This window comes from Nostoc flagelliforme FACHB-838 (assembly GCF_014698065.1).
Taxonomy (GTDB): domain Bacteria; phylum Cyanobacteriota; class Cyanobacteriia; order Cyanobacteriales; family Nostocaceae; genus Nostoc; species Nostoc flagelliforme_B.
Map to the genome: position 1 here is coordinate 90,099 of NZ_JACJSI010000012.1, position 20,316 is coordinate 110,414.

General features: G+C 41.9%; 9 protein-coding genes. 5 read left to right on the forward strand and 4 right to left on the reverse strand.

The window, feature by feature from the left end:
* Window positions 1–106 precede the first annotated feature (106 nt).
* Window positions 107–589 carry a DUF4168 domain-containing protein gene (locus tag H6G97_RS09210; protein WP_190940319.1) on the forward strand — a complete coding sequence of 161 codons (483 nt, stop codon included), beginning with the start codon at window positions 107–109 and terminating at the stop codon, window positions 587–589.
* Window positions 590–632: 43 nt separating this feature from the next.
* On the opposite strand, the gene H6G97_RS09215 is transcribed toward H6G97_RS09210, so the two are convergent.
* The 3 genes from H6G97_RS09215 to H6G97_RS09225 all read right to left on the reverse strand — a co-directional run bounded on the left by H6G97_RS09215 (window position 633) and on the right by H6G97_RS09225 (window position 8,811).
* On the reverse strand, window positions 633–1,244 hold the full coding sequence (locus H6G97_RS09215; RefSeq protein WP_190940320.1) for a helix-turn-helix transcriptional regulator: 612 nt from the start codon (window positions 1,242–1,244) through the stop codon (window positions 633–635).
* A gap of 629 nt (window positions 1,245–1,873) precedes the next feature.
* Window positions 1,874–6,259: a PAS domain S-box protein gene (locus H6G97_RS09220; RefSeq protein ID WP_190940321.1), complete on the reverse strand. Its 4,386-nt coding sequence runs from the start codon at window positions 6,257–6,259 to the stop codon at window positions 1,874–1,876.
* Between the two features lie 191 nt (window positions 6,260–6,450).
* Window positions 6,451–8,811: a glycoside hydrolase family 31 protein gene (locus H6G97_RS09225; RefSeq protein WP_190940322.1), complete on the reverse strand. Its 2,361-nt coding sequence runs from the start codon at window positions 8,809–8,811 to the stop codon at window positions 6,451–6,453.
* Between the two features lie 941 nt (window positions 8,812–9,752).
* Here H6G97_RS09225 and H6G97_RS09230 point away from each other — a divergent pair.
* From H6G97_RS09230 to H6G97_RS09240, 3 genes are all read left to right on the forward strand, one after another.
* Window positions 9,753–11,282 carry an FAD-dependent oxidoreductase gene (locus tag H6G97_RS09230; protein ID WP_190940323.1) on the forward strand — a complete coding sequence of 510 codons (1,530 nt, stop codon included), beginning with the start codon at window positions 9,753–9,755 and terminating at the stop codon, window positions 11,280–11,282.
* Window positions 11,283–12,126: 844 nt separating this feature from the next.
* Window positions 12,127–12,957, forward strand: coding sequence for a squalene/phytoene synthase family protein (locus H6G97_RS09235; protein ID WP_190940324.1), 831 nt, complete (start codon window positions 12,127–12,129; stop codon window positions 12,955–12,957).
* A 373-nt stretch (window positions 12,958–13,330) separates the two neighbouring features.
* On the forward strand, window positions 13,331–14,932 hold the full coding sequence (locus H6G97_RS09240; protein ID WP_190940325.1) for a serine/threonine-protein kinase: 1,602 nt from the start codon (window positions 13,331–13,333) through the stop codon (window positions 14,930–14,932).
* A 489-nt stretch (window positions 14,933–15,421) separates the two neighbouring features.
* On the opposite strand, the gene H6G97_RS09245 is transcribed toward H6G97_RS09240, so the two are convergent.
* Window positions 15,422–15,739, reverse strand: a complete 318-nt coding sequence (locus H6G97_RS09245) for a hypothetical protein (protein WP_190940326.1) — start codon at window positions 15,737–15,739, stop codon at window positions 15,422–15,424.
* A 1,387-nt stretch (window positions 15,740–17,126) separates the two neighbouring features.
* Here H6G97_RS09245 and hetF point away from each other — a divergent pair.
* A complete protein-coding gene (gene hetF, locus H6G97_RS09250; RefSeq protein WP_190940327.1) occupies window positions 17,127–19,670 on the forward strand; it encodes a cell division protein HetF in 2,544 nt (847 codons plus the stop codon).
* Window positions 19,671–20,316: the final 646 nt, after the last annotated feature.

Genomic DNA, 20,316 nt, shown 5'->3' on the forward strand with positions numbered 1-20,316 from the left:
TCAAATATAAAAGCTTGATGTATTGAGCAGTTGCTGGAACTTCCAACTCCGAAAATAATTCAAAGTCCTTATAATATCCCTGATGTAGTTTTGTGTCACATACTATATGAAGAAAATTTCCGATTTATTTTCCCGTTCCAGCCGAAAGCGAATTCTTTGGCAATCATTCTTTTTCGGCGCGATCGCTTCTGCTAGTCTGATTTCTAATTCTTTTTTATTGAGTTCAAAAGCTGACGCTCAAACTCCAGCACCAATAGTTAACAATACTGAAATTAACAGTTACGCTCAAGCTGTACTAGCAATGGAACCAGCCCGTCAAAATGCCTTTGAAGAAATTAAAAAACTTATTGGCAACGGAGAAATTCCTAAAATTGTTTGTAACGATTCAAACAGCATAAATGGTCTTCCCCGGAAGGCTCAAGATATCGCGGTAAATTACTGTACTCGCTCTCAAAAAATTGTCGAAGATAATGGTTTAAGCATTGATCAATTTAATAAAATTACTATAGAGTTACAAAACAACAATATGTTAAAACGGCAGGTTTACAACACCCTATTACGCTTGCAACAGACTCCTGAATCTCCGTAAGGAGAAGGATTAATTAAATAGATTCTGATTGCAGTAATACTATTTAAGCTACAAGATATGCTTGTCGTTTGGTGTGAATATTTTTCATGTGCTTTTTCACTGTATTGATTGTGATGTAAAGCTTAGTGGCAATTTCTTTGTAGCTGTAGTTGTTTCTATAGAGAAACCAAATTTCAGCTTCTCGCGGTGTCAAGTCAAATTTTTTAACTTCAGTGATTGCTAAACTTTTCAAAGACTCATATTGATTTTCGATAGTCAGTAATAAGCAAGGCACTTGAAACCCATCTATATGTAGCAGTCTTACCTTGATACGAAAAACATTTGACTTATCAACTACAATTTCATCCGACAGAAGGATCAGTTTATCAGAAAACAAATACCCACTGCTAAGTAACGATTCACAAAGATTCCAGATGACTGGCGGTACAAAATTTTGGTTGAAATTGCCTTGCTTGAATTGGCAACATAGGCGAAGAGCAGATGCATTAGCATGAATGATTTCACCTGTTTGGCTTAAAATTAATATCCCCTCTTCTAAGCCTTCAATCACTTCTTGTAAAAAATCAGCCCGCTTCGAGTCATGTAATTCAATAGCATCTAGCTGTTGTAATTCAACTACTGTTTCTTTCACTAATGTCTTTGTTAAAGCAATCATAGGAGGTTTATTAATGTATAAAATATTGTTTATTGGTGAAATTCATAATATTTGAAATATGCGCTATCTATTTTTTACATAATTAATGCGTTAAGGAGATTAAAAGGCAAACAAAAAGTGTCTTAACAACGTTATGCAAGGAGTGAATAGTACAAACTAATTACGCTCGCTAAGGGAAAGGAAAGTCTAATTTTTACAATTAATCTCCTAAAGTACCTAAGTTCCAGTTGATGTAGCCTAGTTGAATTGTTTTAGGCTACATAATTTAAATACAACTCTGAAATTGCCTATTTCGGAAACCTCATTGAAGATGTTTCTGCTCATATCTCCGTAGCTATGTCGACCTCTTTTTTAAGAGCTTAAAAGAGGAAAAGAGCAAGTTTTTTAAGAGAGGTTAAGGGAATATTCTCGTAATAAACAAGCTAGCCGAACTATATTGAAGCCGCTGATACTAAGTACTCATCACCCTAATAGACAATAATTATTTACATTGAAATAAAAATACACACATCAATATTTATATAGTGTAGGTATTCACCAACTACGCTAAATTGCAAATAAAAAAACTGCTTTTTGGTGAGGGACTTGCAAAAAATAAATTATCCAAAATTTCCCAATACCCATTCTCTCTAAGTCCGTCCCACAAGGCTGGCGACTACTGTAGCTAACTCAGCAGCTTCAATAGGTTTAGGTAAATGTAGCTGATAACCTTCTTGTATAGCTCGCATCCGATCTTCTGCGTTAGCATAAGTTATCAACGCGGCGGCGGGAATATTCCCCCCTAGTTCTGGTAGTTGCGATCGCACTTTACGTATCAAAGAGTAACCATCTTCCTGGGGCATACTGATGTCGCTAACTAGAGCATCTGGCTTCCACTGTGTAATTACTTGCAATGCTTCTTGAACTGATACTACAGCTTTAACTTCGGCTTGGCACTGTTCGAGTACTGTGGTTATGAATTCACGGGTATGGGCTTGATCATCTACCACTAGCACGCGCACGCCAAGTAGAGAAACAAAGGGAGAGGCACAAGGATTGAGGGGTACAGGAAGAGGCGGGGAAGCACTCTTTAAAAGCGGTAGTTTGACTGTAAACGTCGCTCCTTGCTCTTTACCTGGACTATCTGCGTCGACAGCCCCACCATGTAATTCTACTAAATGACGGACGATCGCTAATCCTAACCCTAATCCACCGTATGTTCTAGTACTAGAACTATCAGCTTGACGAAAGCGATCAAAAACGCAGGGAAGAAAATCAGGACTGATACCAATGCCTGTATCAACCACCTGAATTTGGGCATATTTATCCGTTGTCTGTTGTTTTTCTTGTCCAATGACCACTGACAATCGCACCTCTACCCTTCCGCCGACGGGTGTGAATTTGATGGCATTGGATAGCAGATTCCAGATGATTTGTTGCAAGCGGTCGAAATCACCAGAAACTAAGAATTGAGAATTTTCGCCCAGCTTGCTGTCCTCTGAGTATTGATTAGTTTGAGATTGTGCTTCTGGAAATTCTAGATTTTCATGATTAACTCCTAATCCCAAATCGGAATTTGGCGCGAAAGTTACCACGGGGAGTATCCCTGGTGGCGCATTTCGCGTTTCTTTTGAGGGAATGAGGGAAAATCTCAAATCGATTTCCTTAGACTGGGCGGCTAGACTAACAGTGTCAATGGCTGACTCAATTATCGGAGCTAAATTACAAGTACTGACATTGAGGCGTAACTTGCCCCTAATCATCCGCGATATATCCAGCAAATCTTCAATTAACTGGGTTTGCGCTTTAGCATTGCGTTCAATTGTCTCCGTAGCCCTGGCCATTTGGATATCACTGAGCTTGCTTCGTTGTAATAATTGCGCCCAGCCAAGGATGGCATTGAGAGGCGATCGCAATTCGTGAGATAATACACCCAGAAACTCATCCTTCATGCGGTTGGCCTGTTGCAACTGCTCTGTTTGTTGTTGCAAAGAAGCAATTAAGCTAGCCCGTTCCATTGCGATCGCTATTTGGTCGCAGACTGCTTGCATCATCCCCTTTTGATTCTCGGTGAAGCTTAACAGAGTGCGGCTGCCAAAACAAAGAGTGCCCAACAGCCGTCCTTGGGCGAGCAATGGGTAGGTATAATAAGCAGTAATACCTAACGAGCGAATCAATTCTGTTTGCGGGTCAGTGGATTGCTGTACATTCTCTACAGCGATAGGATGGCGTTTTTGGGCGGCAGCACCACAAACCCCTTGGCCAAGTGCTAAACACTCAATTTCCTTTACCATCTCTTGGGTAATGCCAGTGTAAGTTCCTAAGCGCATTACCTGAGAGTTATCCTCAACCAAATAGTTAAAGTAAATATCTAAATCAATTTGGTCTCTTAGTTTTCGGTAGACGCTATCGATTAGTGCTACTGGTTGCTGACTCAATAGTAAATCGTTAGCTGTATCAAATAGTAGTTTTAGCCTTTTGTAACCTAACGAGAGTGCTTTTTGTGCCTCCTTGAGGTTGCTGATTTCTTGGAACACCAAAATACAGGTAGCCGGATGACCATGCATTGCTGGCAAGGTATCAGCAAATATTAATAGAGAACGCACACCACCGGGAGTATGCCAGTCTACCTCCACTCCATTCAGGCGTTCGCCACGGGCAACCCGCACTCCTGGCATAAGTTCATTGGGGATGCGATCACCAGCCGCATTTGTGTAGTGATAAACTGTGTGATACTCTGCGGCTGGTACACCTTTGGGAAATTCGCCCCCAGCTAATTCGTTAGCAGAGCGATTGGCAAAAGTTACCCGCCCTGTTCCGGGTTCGATAAATAGCAACGGTCTTGGCATCAGATTTAACACATCCTCTAGCCATTTTTGTTGATTCCAGAGAACTTCCTCTGTTTGCTTGCGCTCCGTAATATCTAAAAATGCACCAACGCTTCCTCTGGTTTTACCCTCTTCGTCAAACAGGGGTGCAACGTACTCCAAGAGCTTGACGATTTTGCCATTGTCATGAACTACATCAACTTCAAAATCCAAAACTTCAACACCATGAGCAGCAGAGTACTGCATTGGGAGTTCTTCTGTTGAGAGTTCCCTTCCTTCTTGGTAGATTTTAAAACTTGTTGGTTTTTCGTCCAACGCAGCACTGAGGGAGGCATTTGTATTTGGGGATATTCCTAACTGTTTGGCAAAAGAAGGGTTGACTTTGATATTTTGGCATTCTGGATCTTCAGCAATACCAATTCCAATCGGAATTACTTCCAACAAAGTTTGTAACTCAGTAATGCGGCGCTGTAGATTCCTATTTAGTTGTAATATTTGTTCCTTGGCCTGTTTTTGTTCGCTGATGTTGCGAGTTACAGTTGCTAAGGCAATTGGCTCACCTGTCTTCTTGTCTGTAACAGTGAAGATGTTGTAATCAACTGGTATCGGTTTACCTGTTTGAAGATGGCAAAAGCAGAATTCTCCCTGCCAGCGCCCTTGTAAAAGCACAGTTGGCAGTATATGTTCTTGAAAATAGGGTTTGTCTTTGGGCATGACGTAATCTAATACTGCCTTTTGCCTCACTTCTTCAAGGTTGGCAAGCCCTACCAGTTTTTGACCTGCATCATTTATGTAGAGTAATTCACCCTCAAGAGTGGCAATACTGATAAAGTCAGAGCTATTTTCTACCAGCGATACTAATTTTTGTTGCTCTGCTTCTGCTTCCTTGCGTTCGCTTAAGTCGAGAACAAACGCTACTGACTCTTTCCGGTTTTCTCCTAGTAGCACGTAACCAACTAAAACCGGGATGCGGCTACCATCCTTGCGGATATATTCTTTTTCGTAGGGTGTACAAGCAGCGTTGGTATTTTCTTGTGCTTCAGCAACACTTCGCTCATCCAAGTATAGATACTCTGATGGTGTGATATTGCTCCAATTTAACTTACCTGCTAACAAATCCTCCCGTGTGTAACCAATCATCCTCAGAAATTCGTCGTTTGCCTGCTCGATACCGCCAGATACGTCGCCAAACAGAATGCCGATAACGTTAGCATCGACAAAACTCCCCAGTTTAGCTTCGTAGGTTCTCAGTGTTTTTTGAGCGTAGTCGCGTTGATTGCTAAGACCTTCAATAACCGCCGCGCTTTGCCAAATTAAAATAGTAAAAATTACAATCAGGACGATCGCAAATATCGATATTGCAAACGCCGGATCGTATTGTTCTGCTCGTTGACCTTCAACAATTACCCAGCCTAATACAAAAGGTACTGCGATCGCAGCAACTAATAAACGACGTGCAAGTAAGCCACCGTAAGTATCACTTGTAACTACTTTCATTAACCCCTGTTCTGTCCGCGCCCATAAAAGGCCCATACTTAGTAAGCTGAACAATACCGCTGTATGTAAGGTCATTGAGGTTGTATAAGGGGCAAGTCCATAGAGAACTTTCACTTTGTAGACATAGCTCATCAGTGCTTGAAAAGAAATTAAGGTAGCTATCAGAGTAATAATCTGGGCATACCAATAACTGCGGTGGGTTTTTGGATGAATCAGAAACTGTAGGGCGACGCTGATTAGCATCAAGTTTAGTGCTGTGTTCGCCCCCATTCGCCCCGGATGCGATATCGCTATACTAGTTGGCACACGAAACACCAACTCATCAATACCAAGATTCCAGCCGAACAGATATTGACAGAGTGTGAGTGTCGCAATTGTGGTGACAGCTATTGCACAGACGCTGGAAATTAAAATAGAGGGAAAGTGGGGGGAAATTTTTGAATTGTTTTTTCCTGTTCCCTCCTCCTTGCCCTTTTCTTTTAAAAATAGCCACAGCGACACACCACACAGCAAAAAACACAGCGCTGTGTTGACTTTCATTGTGGCAGGACTATCGTTAAAGCCGCGCTTGAGAACTTCAATGTCAAGCCACCAGCCAACTAACACCAAACTGCCAACCATTATAGAAATTGCACTTGCGACTTTTGCCACAAGTAAATTTGTAGAGATTTTAAATCTATCTTGCAGCCGCAAGCGGTTAACATTTAACATTTAGTGTTCTCTAACCGCATCTATCTAGCGTAGTAAACTTTTGTATTTCTTACGGGTTAATCATTAATACTATTTGTATTTTATGTTACCTATTGACTTGGTTTTCATCTATCTCTGTGCATATTTTTTTAGCACAATCAATTTTGAGTAGGAAATAATGGTGGCTCAAACAACCACCTTTGCGAGTATTTTCAGAATTGCAGGCTATGTCGCTTACCATCATCCTGAAAACGCTGCTCTCCAACACCAACAAGTTCTACAATTACTTCACGCGGTGGAGGTGTCCATTCCCCAACTCTGGCTCCAATTTCCACTACTGTTTGATTAGAGTCAGTAAATACGCTGATATTTGCTAGCGAAAACTTTTTATCTTGATACTTGTTTGTTTGTCCATCATCTTCAAATAGTTGATATTCGTTATTACCAGGCCAAATCCGTAACCGGATCTCGTCTAGTGGGGCTTGATCAACGTATTGCTTGACAGGTTGCATAGGAACGATCGCACCACCACGGACATACAGTGGCATTTTTTCCAGTGGTGCATGGGCCAGAATGTGAATCGGGCCTTCATAGCGATCGCCAGTCCACCAATCATACCAAGTGCCAGCGGGTAAGTAGACAGCTCGATGCTCAACTCCAGGACGGTAAATTGGTGCAGCCATCAGCGACGCACCTAGCAATACTTGATCGTAGAGGCTATAGGTTTTCGGATCGTTAGGGAAATGGTACAATAATGGTCTTAAAATCGGTGCGCCCGTCGTTGCCGCTTCCCAAAAAAGACTATAAATGTAGGGAAGTAGCTGATAACGTAGATTAATGTATTCTCGACAAATATTTTCAACGCGATCGTCAAATACCCAAGGTTCATGACGAGCAGTAGACATTGCCGAATGACCGCGCATCAATGGGTAAAGCATTCCTACCTGCATCCACCGAGCGAATAATTCAGCTGTGGCGTTACCAGCAAACCCGCCAATATCGCAACCCACAAACCCCACACCCGAAAGTCCCATATTGCAAAGCATCGGCAGAGACATTTCTAAATGCTCCCACAACGATTGGTTATCCCCCATCCACACAGAAGACCAGCGTTGCACACCAGCATAACCCGATCGCGTTAACACAAACGATCGCTGTGAACTTCGATGCCGTTCCAACCCTTCATAGCAAGCTTTAGCCATCATTAACCCATACAAGTTATGCACTTCTGTATGAGTAGAACCAGGCACAGAGAATTCTTTCCCCCCTGCCTCCTCACCCCCCTGCGGTGCATCTAAGGGAAACCAAATCTTTTCACCATCATCACCGAAAGGGCGATCGTTTATGGCAGGTTCATTCATATCATTCCAAATTCCTGCCACACCAATATCAGTTAAGCTTTTGTGTAAATTACCCCACCAGTTAGACACATCAGGACGTAAAAAGTCAGGAAAAACAGCTTTTTCTGGCCAAACATACCCGTGAAACAACGTACCATCAGCTTTACGCACAAAATAGTCGTTTTCTATTCCTTGGTCAAAAACATGATAATTACCTTCTGGTTCATACTTCACACCAGGGTCAATGATTGTGACTGTTTTGAAACCATCCTCTGCTAAATCACTAATGAGTTTTGCTGCGTTGGGGAAACGTTGAGGACTCCAAGTAAAGACTCGATAGCCCCGCATATAGTCAATATCCAAGTGAATAACATCGCAGGGAATGCGGCGTTGGCGAAATTCCTTTGCTAGTTCCCGCACAACGGTTTCTGATTCATAACTCCAGCGACATTGATGATAACCTAGCGCCCATTTCGGCGGTAATGACATTCTCCCAGTTAGCTGAGTGTATGTGTTCAGGATTTGAGCAGGTTCGGGGCCGTAGATAATGTAATAATCCAATTCACCGCCACGAGTTTCCATCTTCCAAATACCTGGTTGTTCAGCGCCGATATCGAACTGACTCCAAAAAGAGGTGTTGAAAAAGATGCCATAACCTAACTCTGGGCGCAAAGCCATAAAAAATGGAATTGCTTGGTACATTTCATCAGTGAGTGAATCATAATCTAGAGCATCCGTTGTCCAGTTGGTTTTCACTTCGCTGAGTTTATCCAGAAAGCCTGTGCGTTCACCAAAGCCATAGAAATGTTCATCAGCTGCAATTTCTTTCCACCCTGCAACTGCACCCATCCGCCAACCTATACCCATCTCTGCATCTTGGGCAAAAGGGCGATTAGCTTTATCGAAACAGGCAATGCGACACTTTTCTCGCTGGATGCACACACGAATCTGTGCTGTTTCAATTTCTATTGTTGCTTCAGTTTCCTGCACTGTAAAAGGTGTTGTTGCCCATTCTCCATCATCTAGCGTCACTGCCCAAGGACGGCGAGGCATAAATTCCCCAGTCGGTGCGAAACGCACACGGAGTAAATTGGGCGCAAGTACGCTGATAGTAAGGCGTGAGTCGCCACAGTCAAAATTAACAATATTATTGTTCCAGGTTACAGATTTTACATTACTAACAGTTGTCCAAGGTTGGTTAGTTGTGGGTAGTTTTCCGAAATATTGGGGCATATCAGTTATTGAGCAGGTTAATACTTGTCCGCATTCATGATTACAGAGATAATCAGCCTTAAACTCTTTCTTTCGCTAGAAGTTGGGTTAAATATGAGCAGATATTTTTTGCTTAAGGTTCGCTTTTCTGCTGCTAATTATCCTAGTTTTTGCCGTACCTTTGAATAATTTTTTCTGGGACACATCTCTGGACATTCAGTCCGTTTAATTTGCTAACAGTAAAACTTCACCTAGTAGTACTGACTTCTGACGTTTACTTGCATCTTTAGATAACTTTATTTTGTTGATTTTATTTTTTTTGCAGTTATTTCTAGTTTTTTCAATGTTTGTTCAGCATATTTATTTGGCATAGCGCAGCATATCCAATTTTACCACTGCAATAAGCTAACAATGTCAGTATCAATAAACAGATCCCAATTTACTAGGATCTGGCATTTATAGACTCGCCATAGCTAAGAAAAAAATATTTTTTTCTTATCCTGCCAACAGCCCACATCTCTCTAACGGAAGATTTTATTAGATATAGCTTCAGGTTTAATATTTGTTTTTCAGAATGTGTTGTATCAATAGAATTAACTTCAAAAACTCTGATAATAGTTTCATTTTTAGTGATAGGAGAATCTGCCTTAAGAGTCAAATATTTTACAAGATAATCTAATTGTTTTCAAGTATATAAAATTTTTGCAATTTCATCCCCTAATAAGCATATTTTTACGTCTATCATGATGCAGATACGTTATTTACAATAAATCGTCTAGGCTTATACAATAACAAGCTGGAATACACATTTTAGCTTGGTTGTGGCAAGGTTGAAAGACACACAAAGGCACAATCATAGAAGGGAAAATATTTTGATATTTTTCCTTCTTATTTTCCTATCCCCTTTACCTCCATAACCTTCTTTCCAGCAGAATAAGTTAGGCTTGAGACTCTAAAAAAATATGCAAAATGACTCAGGTAAAACTATTTCTATTTGGATGACAACGGCAGAAGTCCCAGATCAACCAGTGCTTACCGAAAATACCCATGCAGATGTGTGTGTTATTGGTGCTGGGATAGCGGGGATGTCAACAGCCTATATGTTAACGCGCGAAGGTAAGTCAGTAGTTGTACTAGATGATGGCCCTATTGGTGGCGGTCAAACGGCAAGAACAACGGCGCACATATCGGCTGTGCTAAGTTATCGCTACTACGAACTGGAGCAAATGCACGGTAAAGAGGGTGCAAAACTTGTTGCTCAAAGTCATACAACAGCAATTAATACTATAGAGGCGATCGCTATCCAAGAAAATATTAACTGCGACTTTGAGCGAATTAACGGCTATCTCTTCCCACCAGACCTCAAATCAATAGATGAAATTCAGCATGAGTTAGAAGCGGCACACCGGGCTGGACTCATTAATGTTGAAATGGTGAAGAAAGCTCCGTTGACTGGCTTTGATACAGGAGCGTGTCTACGCTTTCCACAACAAGGGCAATTTGACCCCCTGAAGTATCTAGCTGGACTTGCAGAAGCCATCCAACGCCGTAGGGGTAGAATTTATACGGGGGCGCACGTAGAAAAAATCAAAGGTGGTTTACCCGCCCGCATTGAGACAAGCAGTGGTAAAGTCGTAACAGCTGATGCTGTAGTAGTAGCGACTAACTCACCCATCAGTAACTTGGCTACTATGCACTTCAAGCAGGCTCCATACATCACCTTTGTCATCGGTGCAAAAGTACCTCGTGGTTCTGTTACTAAAGCACTTTATTGGGATACTCTCGACCCTTATCACTACGTGCGAACGCAAAGCATTGACGAACAACACGATCTATTAATTGTTGGCGGCGAAGACCATAAAACCGGACAAGCTGACGATGCCTCCTCACGATATGCCAGACTCCAAACCTGGACGCAAGAACGTTTCCCGATGGCAGAGAAGGTTTTATTCCGCTGGTCGGGTCAGGTAATGAATTCTGATGATGGCATTGCCTACATTGGCAAAAACCCCTTTGATGAGGAAAACGTTTACATAGTTACCGGTGATACAGGCATAGGAATGACCCACGGCACGATCGCAGGGATACTCTTAACTGATTTAATTTTAGGGCGAAAGAATACTTGGGCAGAGCTTTATGAGCCATCGCGTGTGAGAATTGGGGGAATAGGTGACTTTATCTCCGAAAATCTCAACGTTGCTGCCCAATATTTAGAGTGGGTCAAACCAGGGGATGTTGATTCCGTCGAAAAAGTCGCTCCTGGTACAGGTGCAGTCGTGCAGCGTGGTTTGACAAAAGTCGCAGCTTACCGAGACGAAGACGGCAAATTGCACGAGCATTCTGCAATCTGTACTCACCTCAACTGTATCGTCGCCTGGAATTCTTCAGAAAAGACCTGGAATTGTCCGTGCCACGGTTCCCGGTTTAATACACAGGGACAAGTAATCAGCGGCCCAGCGATTAATGGGCTGACACCAGTGGAAAACAATTAAAAAGGTAGGAGGCAGCAGGCAGGAGGAATCCCCATAAATAATTTTAGGGATTTAATAAAGACACTCCATTTCTTGCGCTGCGCGTCACTACATACATCTTTTTTGTTTTTCATAAATAAATTTAAGGGCTTTATAAAGAAAGTGGCAGAGAGCAAAAAATATATTTTCTTCTTCCTGCCTCTTGCCTGCTGCCCTCTACCTTCCTTTGGTAAAAATATTCACAAATGTTTTTTGAGTGGGCAACAGCCTACTTTTTTATTGTCAATCAAGTAAATATACGGGAACTTCGAGTTCTACGTTATGGTCATTTGATGTCACTATCTAATTACGCGTAGACATAGCCCGACGCAGTGCTTTGTGTCCAATTTAACTTACCTTAACTCTTCGGCAAGCCACTGTACGAACATTGAGATGCGTACAAATGCTGTTATCCGTCGTCATATCTTCTTAGATTGTCTTTATATATACAATAATTACACTTTGTTAGTCAGATTAACGCAGACTTTAAATACTTTCAAATGCCGAAAACGGCTGTTTGCTTATAGAAAAAATTCGCAATATTCAACCAAATATTAGCATAATTCTTTATATATATCCTAAAAGTTTATGAAAGCTATATCAAACGACACCTCAAACACTTTTGCACCTAAAAACCTATATACTAGACTAGACTTTGATAAATTTGAGAGCTTTGTTAATTGCAACACCAAAACTATTAATTTTTAGATGAAATACTAGCGTATCTTATAGTCTATAGTTTTTAAAGTTTAGTCAAAACTATATCCAGTATCATCAAAAAACTGCAAACTTCATGTGGTGCAAAAATCAATCGGGGAGTGAAAACATGAATTTACGTAGAGATGCATTGCAAATCCTCAAAGAAACTAGCCGAACTTTTTATATTCCAATTAGTCTTTTACCGCCAGGATTACAAGAGGCAGTAGCATCAGCATATTTGTGTATGCGTGCCATTGATGAAATTGAAGATCATCCCGAATTAGATAACGCTACTAAAGCGAAGCTGTTAAAAACAATTAGCCTGACATTACAGGCAGGGGTAGATGGCTTCCCGCTAGATGCTTTCTTAGCAGGATTTAGTGGGTATGAGAATTCATTAGAAGAAGTCACTTTGAGCATTAGAGAATGGTCACTGCTAGCACCAGACACCATTGCACCTCGAATTTGGGATGCGACTGCTGCAATGGCAGACCGCATGGCTTATTGGGCAGAAAGAAACTGGAAAATTTCTACAGAATCTGATTTGGATCGCTATACTTTTGGGGTTGCTGGTGCAGTGGGATTGTTACTTTCGGACTTATGGGCTTGGTATGATGGAACACAAACGAACCGTACCCAGGCGATTGGATTTGGTCGGGGTTTACAAGCAGTTAACATCCTACGTAACCATACTGAAGATTTAGGGCGTGGGGTAGAATTCTTCCCAGAGGGTTGGAGTGCAGAAAATATGCAAGAGTATGCCCGGCGAAATTTAGCCTTGGCAGAAGCTTACGTTAAAGACCTTCCTACCGGCCCAGCCTTAGATTTTTGCCAAATTCCCTTAACCTTGGCTAATGGCACTCTTGATGCCCTTGCTAATGGTAAAGAGAAACTTAGCCGCAGTGATGTTTTTGCACTTATCGAACAGCTGATTAGTGTGAACATGAAAGCCAGCTAATGGTCTCTTAACGAATAACGGAGACGATTTTAAATTGCCTCCAAACTTGGACATCCAAATTCTACAGCGATTTTCTGTAGGGGAGCCAGTGGGTGAGGCTGTGTGATCTTAGGGATCTCTCCCGTTCGCGCAGCATCCCGTTGGCGCAGTCTCTTGTAGAAAAAGAAAGAGAATAGGATAAACACTATTTTTAAATGTTGAGTATAATAAATTATCTTTTTCTAGCGATCGCTTTACGTAATATCAGTTAAACTTTAAGAAATCTTCACACGATTCCCAGCAAAAATTACCTGGCAAAAGTTGATCAATATCTAAATAATTGAAAGAGAGTATAACAGTCCCCGTGATTATTCGTGCAGCGAGTTAACAGTGCATGAGCTACTGCTTAAATCCTACCTGTCCCAATCCAGAAAATTTGGTATATAGCCAAAGGTGTCAGTCTTGTGGCTCGCAATTACTGTTGCGCGATCGCTATCAGGTGATCAAACCATTAGGTCAGGGTGGCTTTGGAGCAACCTTCTTAGCCAATGATCAAGGCTTACCAGGAGAACCGAGTTGTGTAATTAAACAATTACGCCCATCAGGAAGCGCCCCACACGTTTTACAGATGGCCAGAGAACTCTTTGAGCGAGAAGCCAAAACTTTAGGTAAGATTGGCAATCATCCCCAAGTACCAAGGTTGTTAGACTATTTTGAAGATCAAGAGCAATTCTACTTAGTTCAGGAATACATCAGTGGTGATACCTTGCAGGAGGAGGTCAAACTTAACGGCATCTTGAGCGAAACTGGAGTCAAGCAATTTTTGAGCGAGATTTTGCCACTGCTGCAATATATCCATGAGCAAAAGGTGATTCACCGTGATATCAAGCCAGCCAACTTAATTCGCCGCACTCAAGATGCCAGAATGGTACTCATTGATTTTGGTGCCGTTAAAAACCAAATCAGCCAAGGTACGACAAGTCCATCAGGACAGACAGCATTAACTGCTTATGCCATTGGTACTCCTGGTTTTGCACCGCCAGAGCAAATGGCTATGCGTCCAGTCTACGCTAGTGATATTTATGCACTGGGAGTCACATGTATTTATTTACTGACTAGCAAAACTCCTAAAGATTTAGATTACAATCCCAATACTGGCGAGATGATGTGGGAGCAGCTTGTGCAAGTGAGCGATCACTTGAGCAATGTATTGCGAAAAATGTTAGAGGTGTCTGTACGTAATCGCTATCAGTCAGCAGCAGAAGTTCTCAGAGCATTAGAAATAGAACCGTACTTAGATAGTTTAGCCAAGGGTTTACTAATTAAATCTGATAGTGGATCTAAAGAGCGAACACATAACCACCTAGAAAATTCTGCTGTTTTATGTAATAACCCTGCTACTGCTACCAGTACAGGAGTGGCACAAGTAGCGGCAGCAATTCGTGCTAGAAGAGCCAAAGCAGCAGAAGCGGCTGGATTACACCAGGGTTCTGGGATGGGCAAATCAACTAGTTTAGCCAATAGCAACAGTAATAGTTCACAAATTCAAAATTCTAAAGTTGAGCGTAAGTTAGATACCCAAAGTTTATTAACCGCCTATCTGAAGGGAAGACGAGATTTTGCCTTACACAATTTAAGTTTGTTGAATCTGCAAGGCGCTGACTTATCCCAAACAAATTTCCATTCCGCTCAATTGCAAAAAACCAATCTTCAAGGAGCTAATCTCCACAATAGTGACTTTGGCAGAGCCAGTCTAACTCGAGCAAATCTTAAGGATGCTAATTTGAGCAAAGCATACTTTAACCATGCCGATTTAGAAGGGGCAGACCTCCGAGGTGCTGACCTTAGCAATGCTTATCTCAACAATGCTAATCTCCGAGGGGCTAATCTGTGTGGTGCTAATCTCACCAGTGCCAAAATTTCTGATGAACAGCTAGCATTAGCAAAAACAAACTGGATGACCGTGCGCCCCAATGGTAAACGAGGCTTGTTGTGATTTGAATGTTTAAATTTGGAGGTCACATCCTTGCTCTAATTCCATCTTTAAAAATGATGGAATTAGAGCAAGGTTTTTGAAGGGTTTTCAACTCACCAAATTTTTTTGGATTGATTGCAGTAAAAAAAAATAATATTTTAGGTTGTTGTGTGGGAAATATAGAGCCATATTATAAAAGCGATTATTTTTATTTGAAATAAATGTTCGTATCTGTTAAATCCTAAAGAAAAGGAGTCGGTTGTCAATGGATGACATCCTTAAAAGAACATCTTGAAATAATCAATATTAAGACGGGACTAAAATCACGGCTAACCACTTTTTAAACAACCTCTCAGGCTCTTAACGAGAAATTATGATGTAGTTGATGATAAAGCTCGGCTCTAAATTTGACAACAGGATTGTTGGTAAATAAATAGTTAAAAGTCAAAATATAGAAAAAAAATTAAGAATGTGATTAAATATCATAGCAATCATTTTGCAGTGGCATCTTTAGATCACAATAAAAAGAAAGCGATTCAGAGATTCAGTGAGCAGGTTATGCTCTATGATGGCAACAGGATGACACTCAAGGTCTACCAGCACTAGCAACAATAGTGATCCAAGTGGTTCATTGCAGTGATGTAGGCAAGAAATACGAGCAATGTCTAACCACAAGCCCTGATGCTCGAAAACTCCTTCGTCGCTAACGCAAGAGGCTAGTTCGTCTTTGACATATCTCCTTTTCCGAAAGGAAGAAGCTAGCGCCAAGAGAGAAGACTCGCTAACGACAGGAAGCGCCCAAACTGCTACCCCTTCACCACAAAGCATCTATGCCAAAAAAAACCCCCAGTGAGCGTTAGCCAACCAGGGGAGTTAGTTATCAGGGTGCATCTACCAATTAAATGTTCTTAAGTTGAACACCATACTCCGGATGAATTTGTCCAAAGGCTAAGTTATTTTTTTAAATAAAAAAACCCCAGTTGGTGTTAACCTACAAGGGGAGTTAGTTATCAGGGTGCATCTACCAATTAAATGTTCTCAAGTTGAACACCATACTCCGGATGAATTTTTCCAAAGGTAAGTTATTTTTTTAAATAAAAAAACCCCAGTTGGTGTTAACCTACTAGGGGAGTTAGTTATCAGGGTGCATCTACCAATAAGCTTTTCTAGGGGCAACCAGTATTTTCCGGAAAAAATGGTTAAAATCAGGGTTAATGGCAGTGTCTACGAAGGGCTACGCCTAAGCAACTAGAAAAAACCCCCAGTTGGTGTTAACCTACTAGGGGAGTTAGTTATCAGGGTGCATCTACCAATAATCTCTTCTAAAGTGAATGGGTGGCTACCGGATAAATTAGCAAACGTTAAAGGTGTTACTGTTTGTTTATTCAGAAAAAAACCTCAGAGGGGTTAGTTATCAGGACAGACTTACCAATTAAGTGACCAGTGTGCTGCCTTACAAAATGCCTGTGTCAGGGTTAATCAACATACCCGCATCTCCCCTTATTTACATCAAAGCGTCTTTCTGAGGCTAAGAGTTATGCAACTTAGGGACTTCTAGTTAAAAAAACATCCCATCCCTGCGGGACGCTCCGCGAATGTAGAGGCGCAAGACCTTGCGCCCCTACAAATCTACAAGTAATTGGGATAATTTATTTTTTGTAAGTCCCTTAAAAACGGATTGGCTTACTTCCTGCATAAAAAAACCCCCCAGTGGGCGTTAGCCAACCAGGGGAGCTAGTTATCAGGGTGCATCTACCAATTAAATGTTCTAGGCTTAACCACCATGCTCCGGATAAATTTATTGGAAAATTAATTGTTGTAGTGTGTGAAAAAAAAACAAGAGTGGATGTCAACTGAATTAGGGAAGTTAAAGATCAAGGGACATCCATCTATATAATCAAGTATTCTAGAATTAAGCACTATTTTCTGGTAGAGAATATCTGCGTCAGAAGTTGCTGTCGTTTGCCAAAATAAAAAAACCCCTAGTGGGTGTTAGCCAACTAGGGGAGTTGAAGATCAAGGTGCATCTACCAATTAAGTGTTCTAGTCCCAAGTAATCTGATCCGGATCAAAGTTGTAAAGGCAGGAAAAACCAAAACAGCACCGAATCAGAAACATTCAGGGGCGCGATGCATCTAAATTATCAGAGGGAGCGAAAAATCGACTTGAAACTTTCGCGTTTCAAACCAGATTTAGGAGGCGAACACGAGAAACTGTGACCCAGGAATTCCACATTTCGGTAACTCCTGTAGGGCAAAATGACTACTTGGTGCGGACGGAACAAGTCGCGCCTGGGGTACCATTGGCAGAAGAATTGGTGACTTGGCCTATAGCGGATTGGTTGATGGCTGCTGGGCATTTAATGAATGACCCGTTGAAGTCGGTTTTGCAAGGAGATCCCTATGCTTCTGGTGGGCATGAAAGCGACATTGCCAGAAACTCTGTTAATTTGGTGGCGTTGGGTCAACAATTTTATAACGCCCTATTTCAAGGCACTCTCAGAGATAGTTGGATTACTGCCCAAGGTATTGCCCAGAACCATCAACAAGTACTACGCCTACGTTTGGGGCTAAAAGACACTAGGTTAGCTCGTTTGCCTTGGGAAGTGATGCACGCAGGCGATCGCCCTTTGGCTACTGGGCCTTATGTGGCTTTTTCTCGCTTCCAAAGTGGAATTTTGGGGGCTTCGCCTTTGCGATCGCATATACCCACACCACGAGCAGAAGGTGGTGTAAAAGTATTAATGGTAATTGCTTCTCCTTCAGATCAAGTCCGTCTTGATTTACAAAAACAGGAAGCTATCAAACTGCAAGCGGAACTTCACCGTCAAACATCACGACTTGCTGAAGGTAGCAGTCGTTTCCCAGAAATTGAACTCACTGTATTAGATCAACCAGGACGGGAAGAACTGACGCAAGCCTTAGAACAAGGCAGATACCACGTTCTACACTACTCTGGTCATAGTAACTTAGGCACTAATGGCGGAGAAATTTATCTTGTTAGTCGCAGAACTGGCTTAACGGAAATTTTGACTGGGGACGATCTGGCTGGTTTGCTTGTCAACAATAATATCCAAATGGCAGTGTTTAATTCCTGCTTGGGGGCGTACACAGCTGCATCTAATGCCTCTGGAGATACTGGCGAACGAAATCTCGCAGAAAGTCTGGTAAAGCGGGGAATTAGAAGCGTTTTGGCGATGTCAGAACGGATTCCAGATGAAGTGGCGTTGACGCTTACACAATTGTTTTACCGCAATTTGAGCCAGGGATATCCAGTAGATTTGTGTGTCAGTCGGGTGCGCCAAGGATTAATTTCTGCTTATGGTTCTCACCAGATGTACTGGGCATTACCGATTTTGTATCTCCAGCCAGAATTTGACGGTTTTCTGAGCCAGGAAACTGAGTTATCTCAAAGTGCCGAGTCGCTGAATCAATATAGTTCGCCTTTAGGCATAACTTCCACAATGTATTCTGCGATGTCTACGACGGGCTACGCCAACGCTGATGATACTGAGATGGCTTTAGGAATGGAGGATATGATTCCTTCTGGTTTGACGCGTGATTCTTCTGGGTTCGACTGGCTGGGTGAAGATACTTGGGGCGATCTGGTTGATGAAATTGAGTATGATGACCCAAGCTATGAAGAAGATTGTGCCATAGTTTCGGATTTGTTTCGTCAGCTAGATAACCAAAAAGTCTCAACTGAACCGGATCAACAAATCCACGAAAATAGTCTTTACCAAAGCCAGGTTTCAGAGGAAATGACTTCTTTGCCAGAGGAAGCAGATTTGTGGGGCGAAGTTCCACCGCCGCCACCTGCAACTCCTGGGAACCTTGAAGAAAATTGGCAAAATTCTAATTTTTTGCGTAGGCATAGCCCGCCGCAGGCATCGCAATCACCCCCACCAAGAAATCGTACTCGTCGCCGCAAGCTGTGGCCGATTGTCGGTATTGTGGGGATCAGTGCGATCGCAGCTGCGATCGGTTTAAATTGGTGGTGGCAAAATCGACCCCAAGCAATGCCGAAAATACCAGTAATTCCTACCCAGTCTCTACCAGATTCTCGACCGATTCGAAAGCAGCCGAACATCGATTTAGAAACAGTAGCTACTGGAATTGTCACCGTTACTGCTACGGAAAAATTGAGCCAGGGTGAATTGCAAGGTGGGTTATTGGCTGTAGAAGAATTACTCAATCGGGGCGCACTGGCTGCGGCTGAAACTTCCTTAAAACTAATTCCCAATAAGCAAGCTGACGATCCATCTGTGAATTTTTACAAGGGACGATTGGCGTGGCAGTCTATCCAAACTGGAGACAATAACTATAGCGTCGATGATGCCCGCCGTTACTGGGAAACTGCTGCCAAAGCTAAACCCGAATCGCTTTTGTATAATAACGCCTTGGGATTCGCCTACTACACAGAAGGCAATCTGAATCGCGCCAATGATTCTTGGTTCAAAGCTTTGAATTTAGCTCTCAAAGAACAGAATACAAATTCAACATCCAGAAATACAGTAGTGCCTCAAGATGCTTTAACTTCTTATGCTGGTTTAGCTCTTGGATTGTATAAATCTGCACTTAGTCAATCTAGTGGCAAGCAGACGCAATATCTGAATGAAGCGATCAAATTGCGGCAAATGGTTCTCAAGTCCGATCGAGAAAATTTCCAGGTAGATAAATTAGCTAAAAATTGGCTGTGGACGGAGAAGGCGATTGAAGATTGGCGATCGCTCCTTAAAGAAAAAGGTGAAGAACAGTAATATGTTGTGGTGGTGCGATCGCTTCGCTCTGTTGATTCACGCTGGCGATCGCCGTGATGGTTGTGTTCGCATCTGAAATAGGCTTGGACTCCATAAAAGAATAGAAGTAATACAAAAACAAACGCTGCAAATGCCCCTGTAGCTTTAATAGTTCTACTCAAAGGTACGTGTGCTTCTAAATACTGAATCACCTCAATTCCCTTCGTTGAGTCTTCTTCTCGGAGTTGATAATTTTGGTTTTCAATCTTCTTTGCCAATGATTACTTCTAGTAGTGTCGTTAAGGGACTTCCAGGAAATAAAATATACAAGTTGTGAAAATTATAATCGAGAATTGTTTTCTCCTCCATTATCTTGATTATGTGCTTCTTGTACCCTGCGAGAAGCTAACGCAACAACTGGGGTGGTCACTGAGCATAGCCTAAGTGTCGAATCCCAATTCTTTTCTATCCCCCCTGCTCCCTTGCCTCTTGTTCAAGTGGCGCTTTTGCATAATTCTGTCGTCGGCAACCTTGAGAAATCAGGTCAAAATAAGCCAATGCTGAGTTTCTGCAAAACAGACTTTATTAAAAGATGCCGAAAATATCACAATCTTGGAAAATAATAAAGTAAGTCGAGTATCACATGACTCACTTAATATCCTCATTT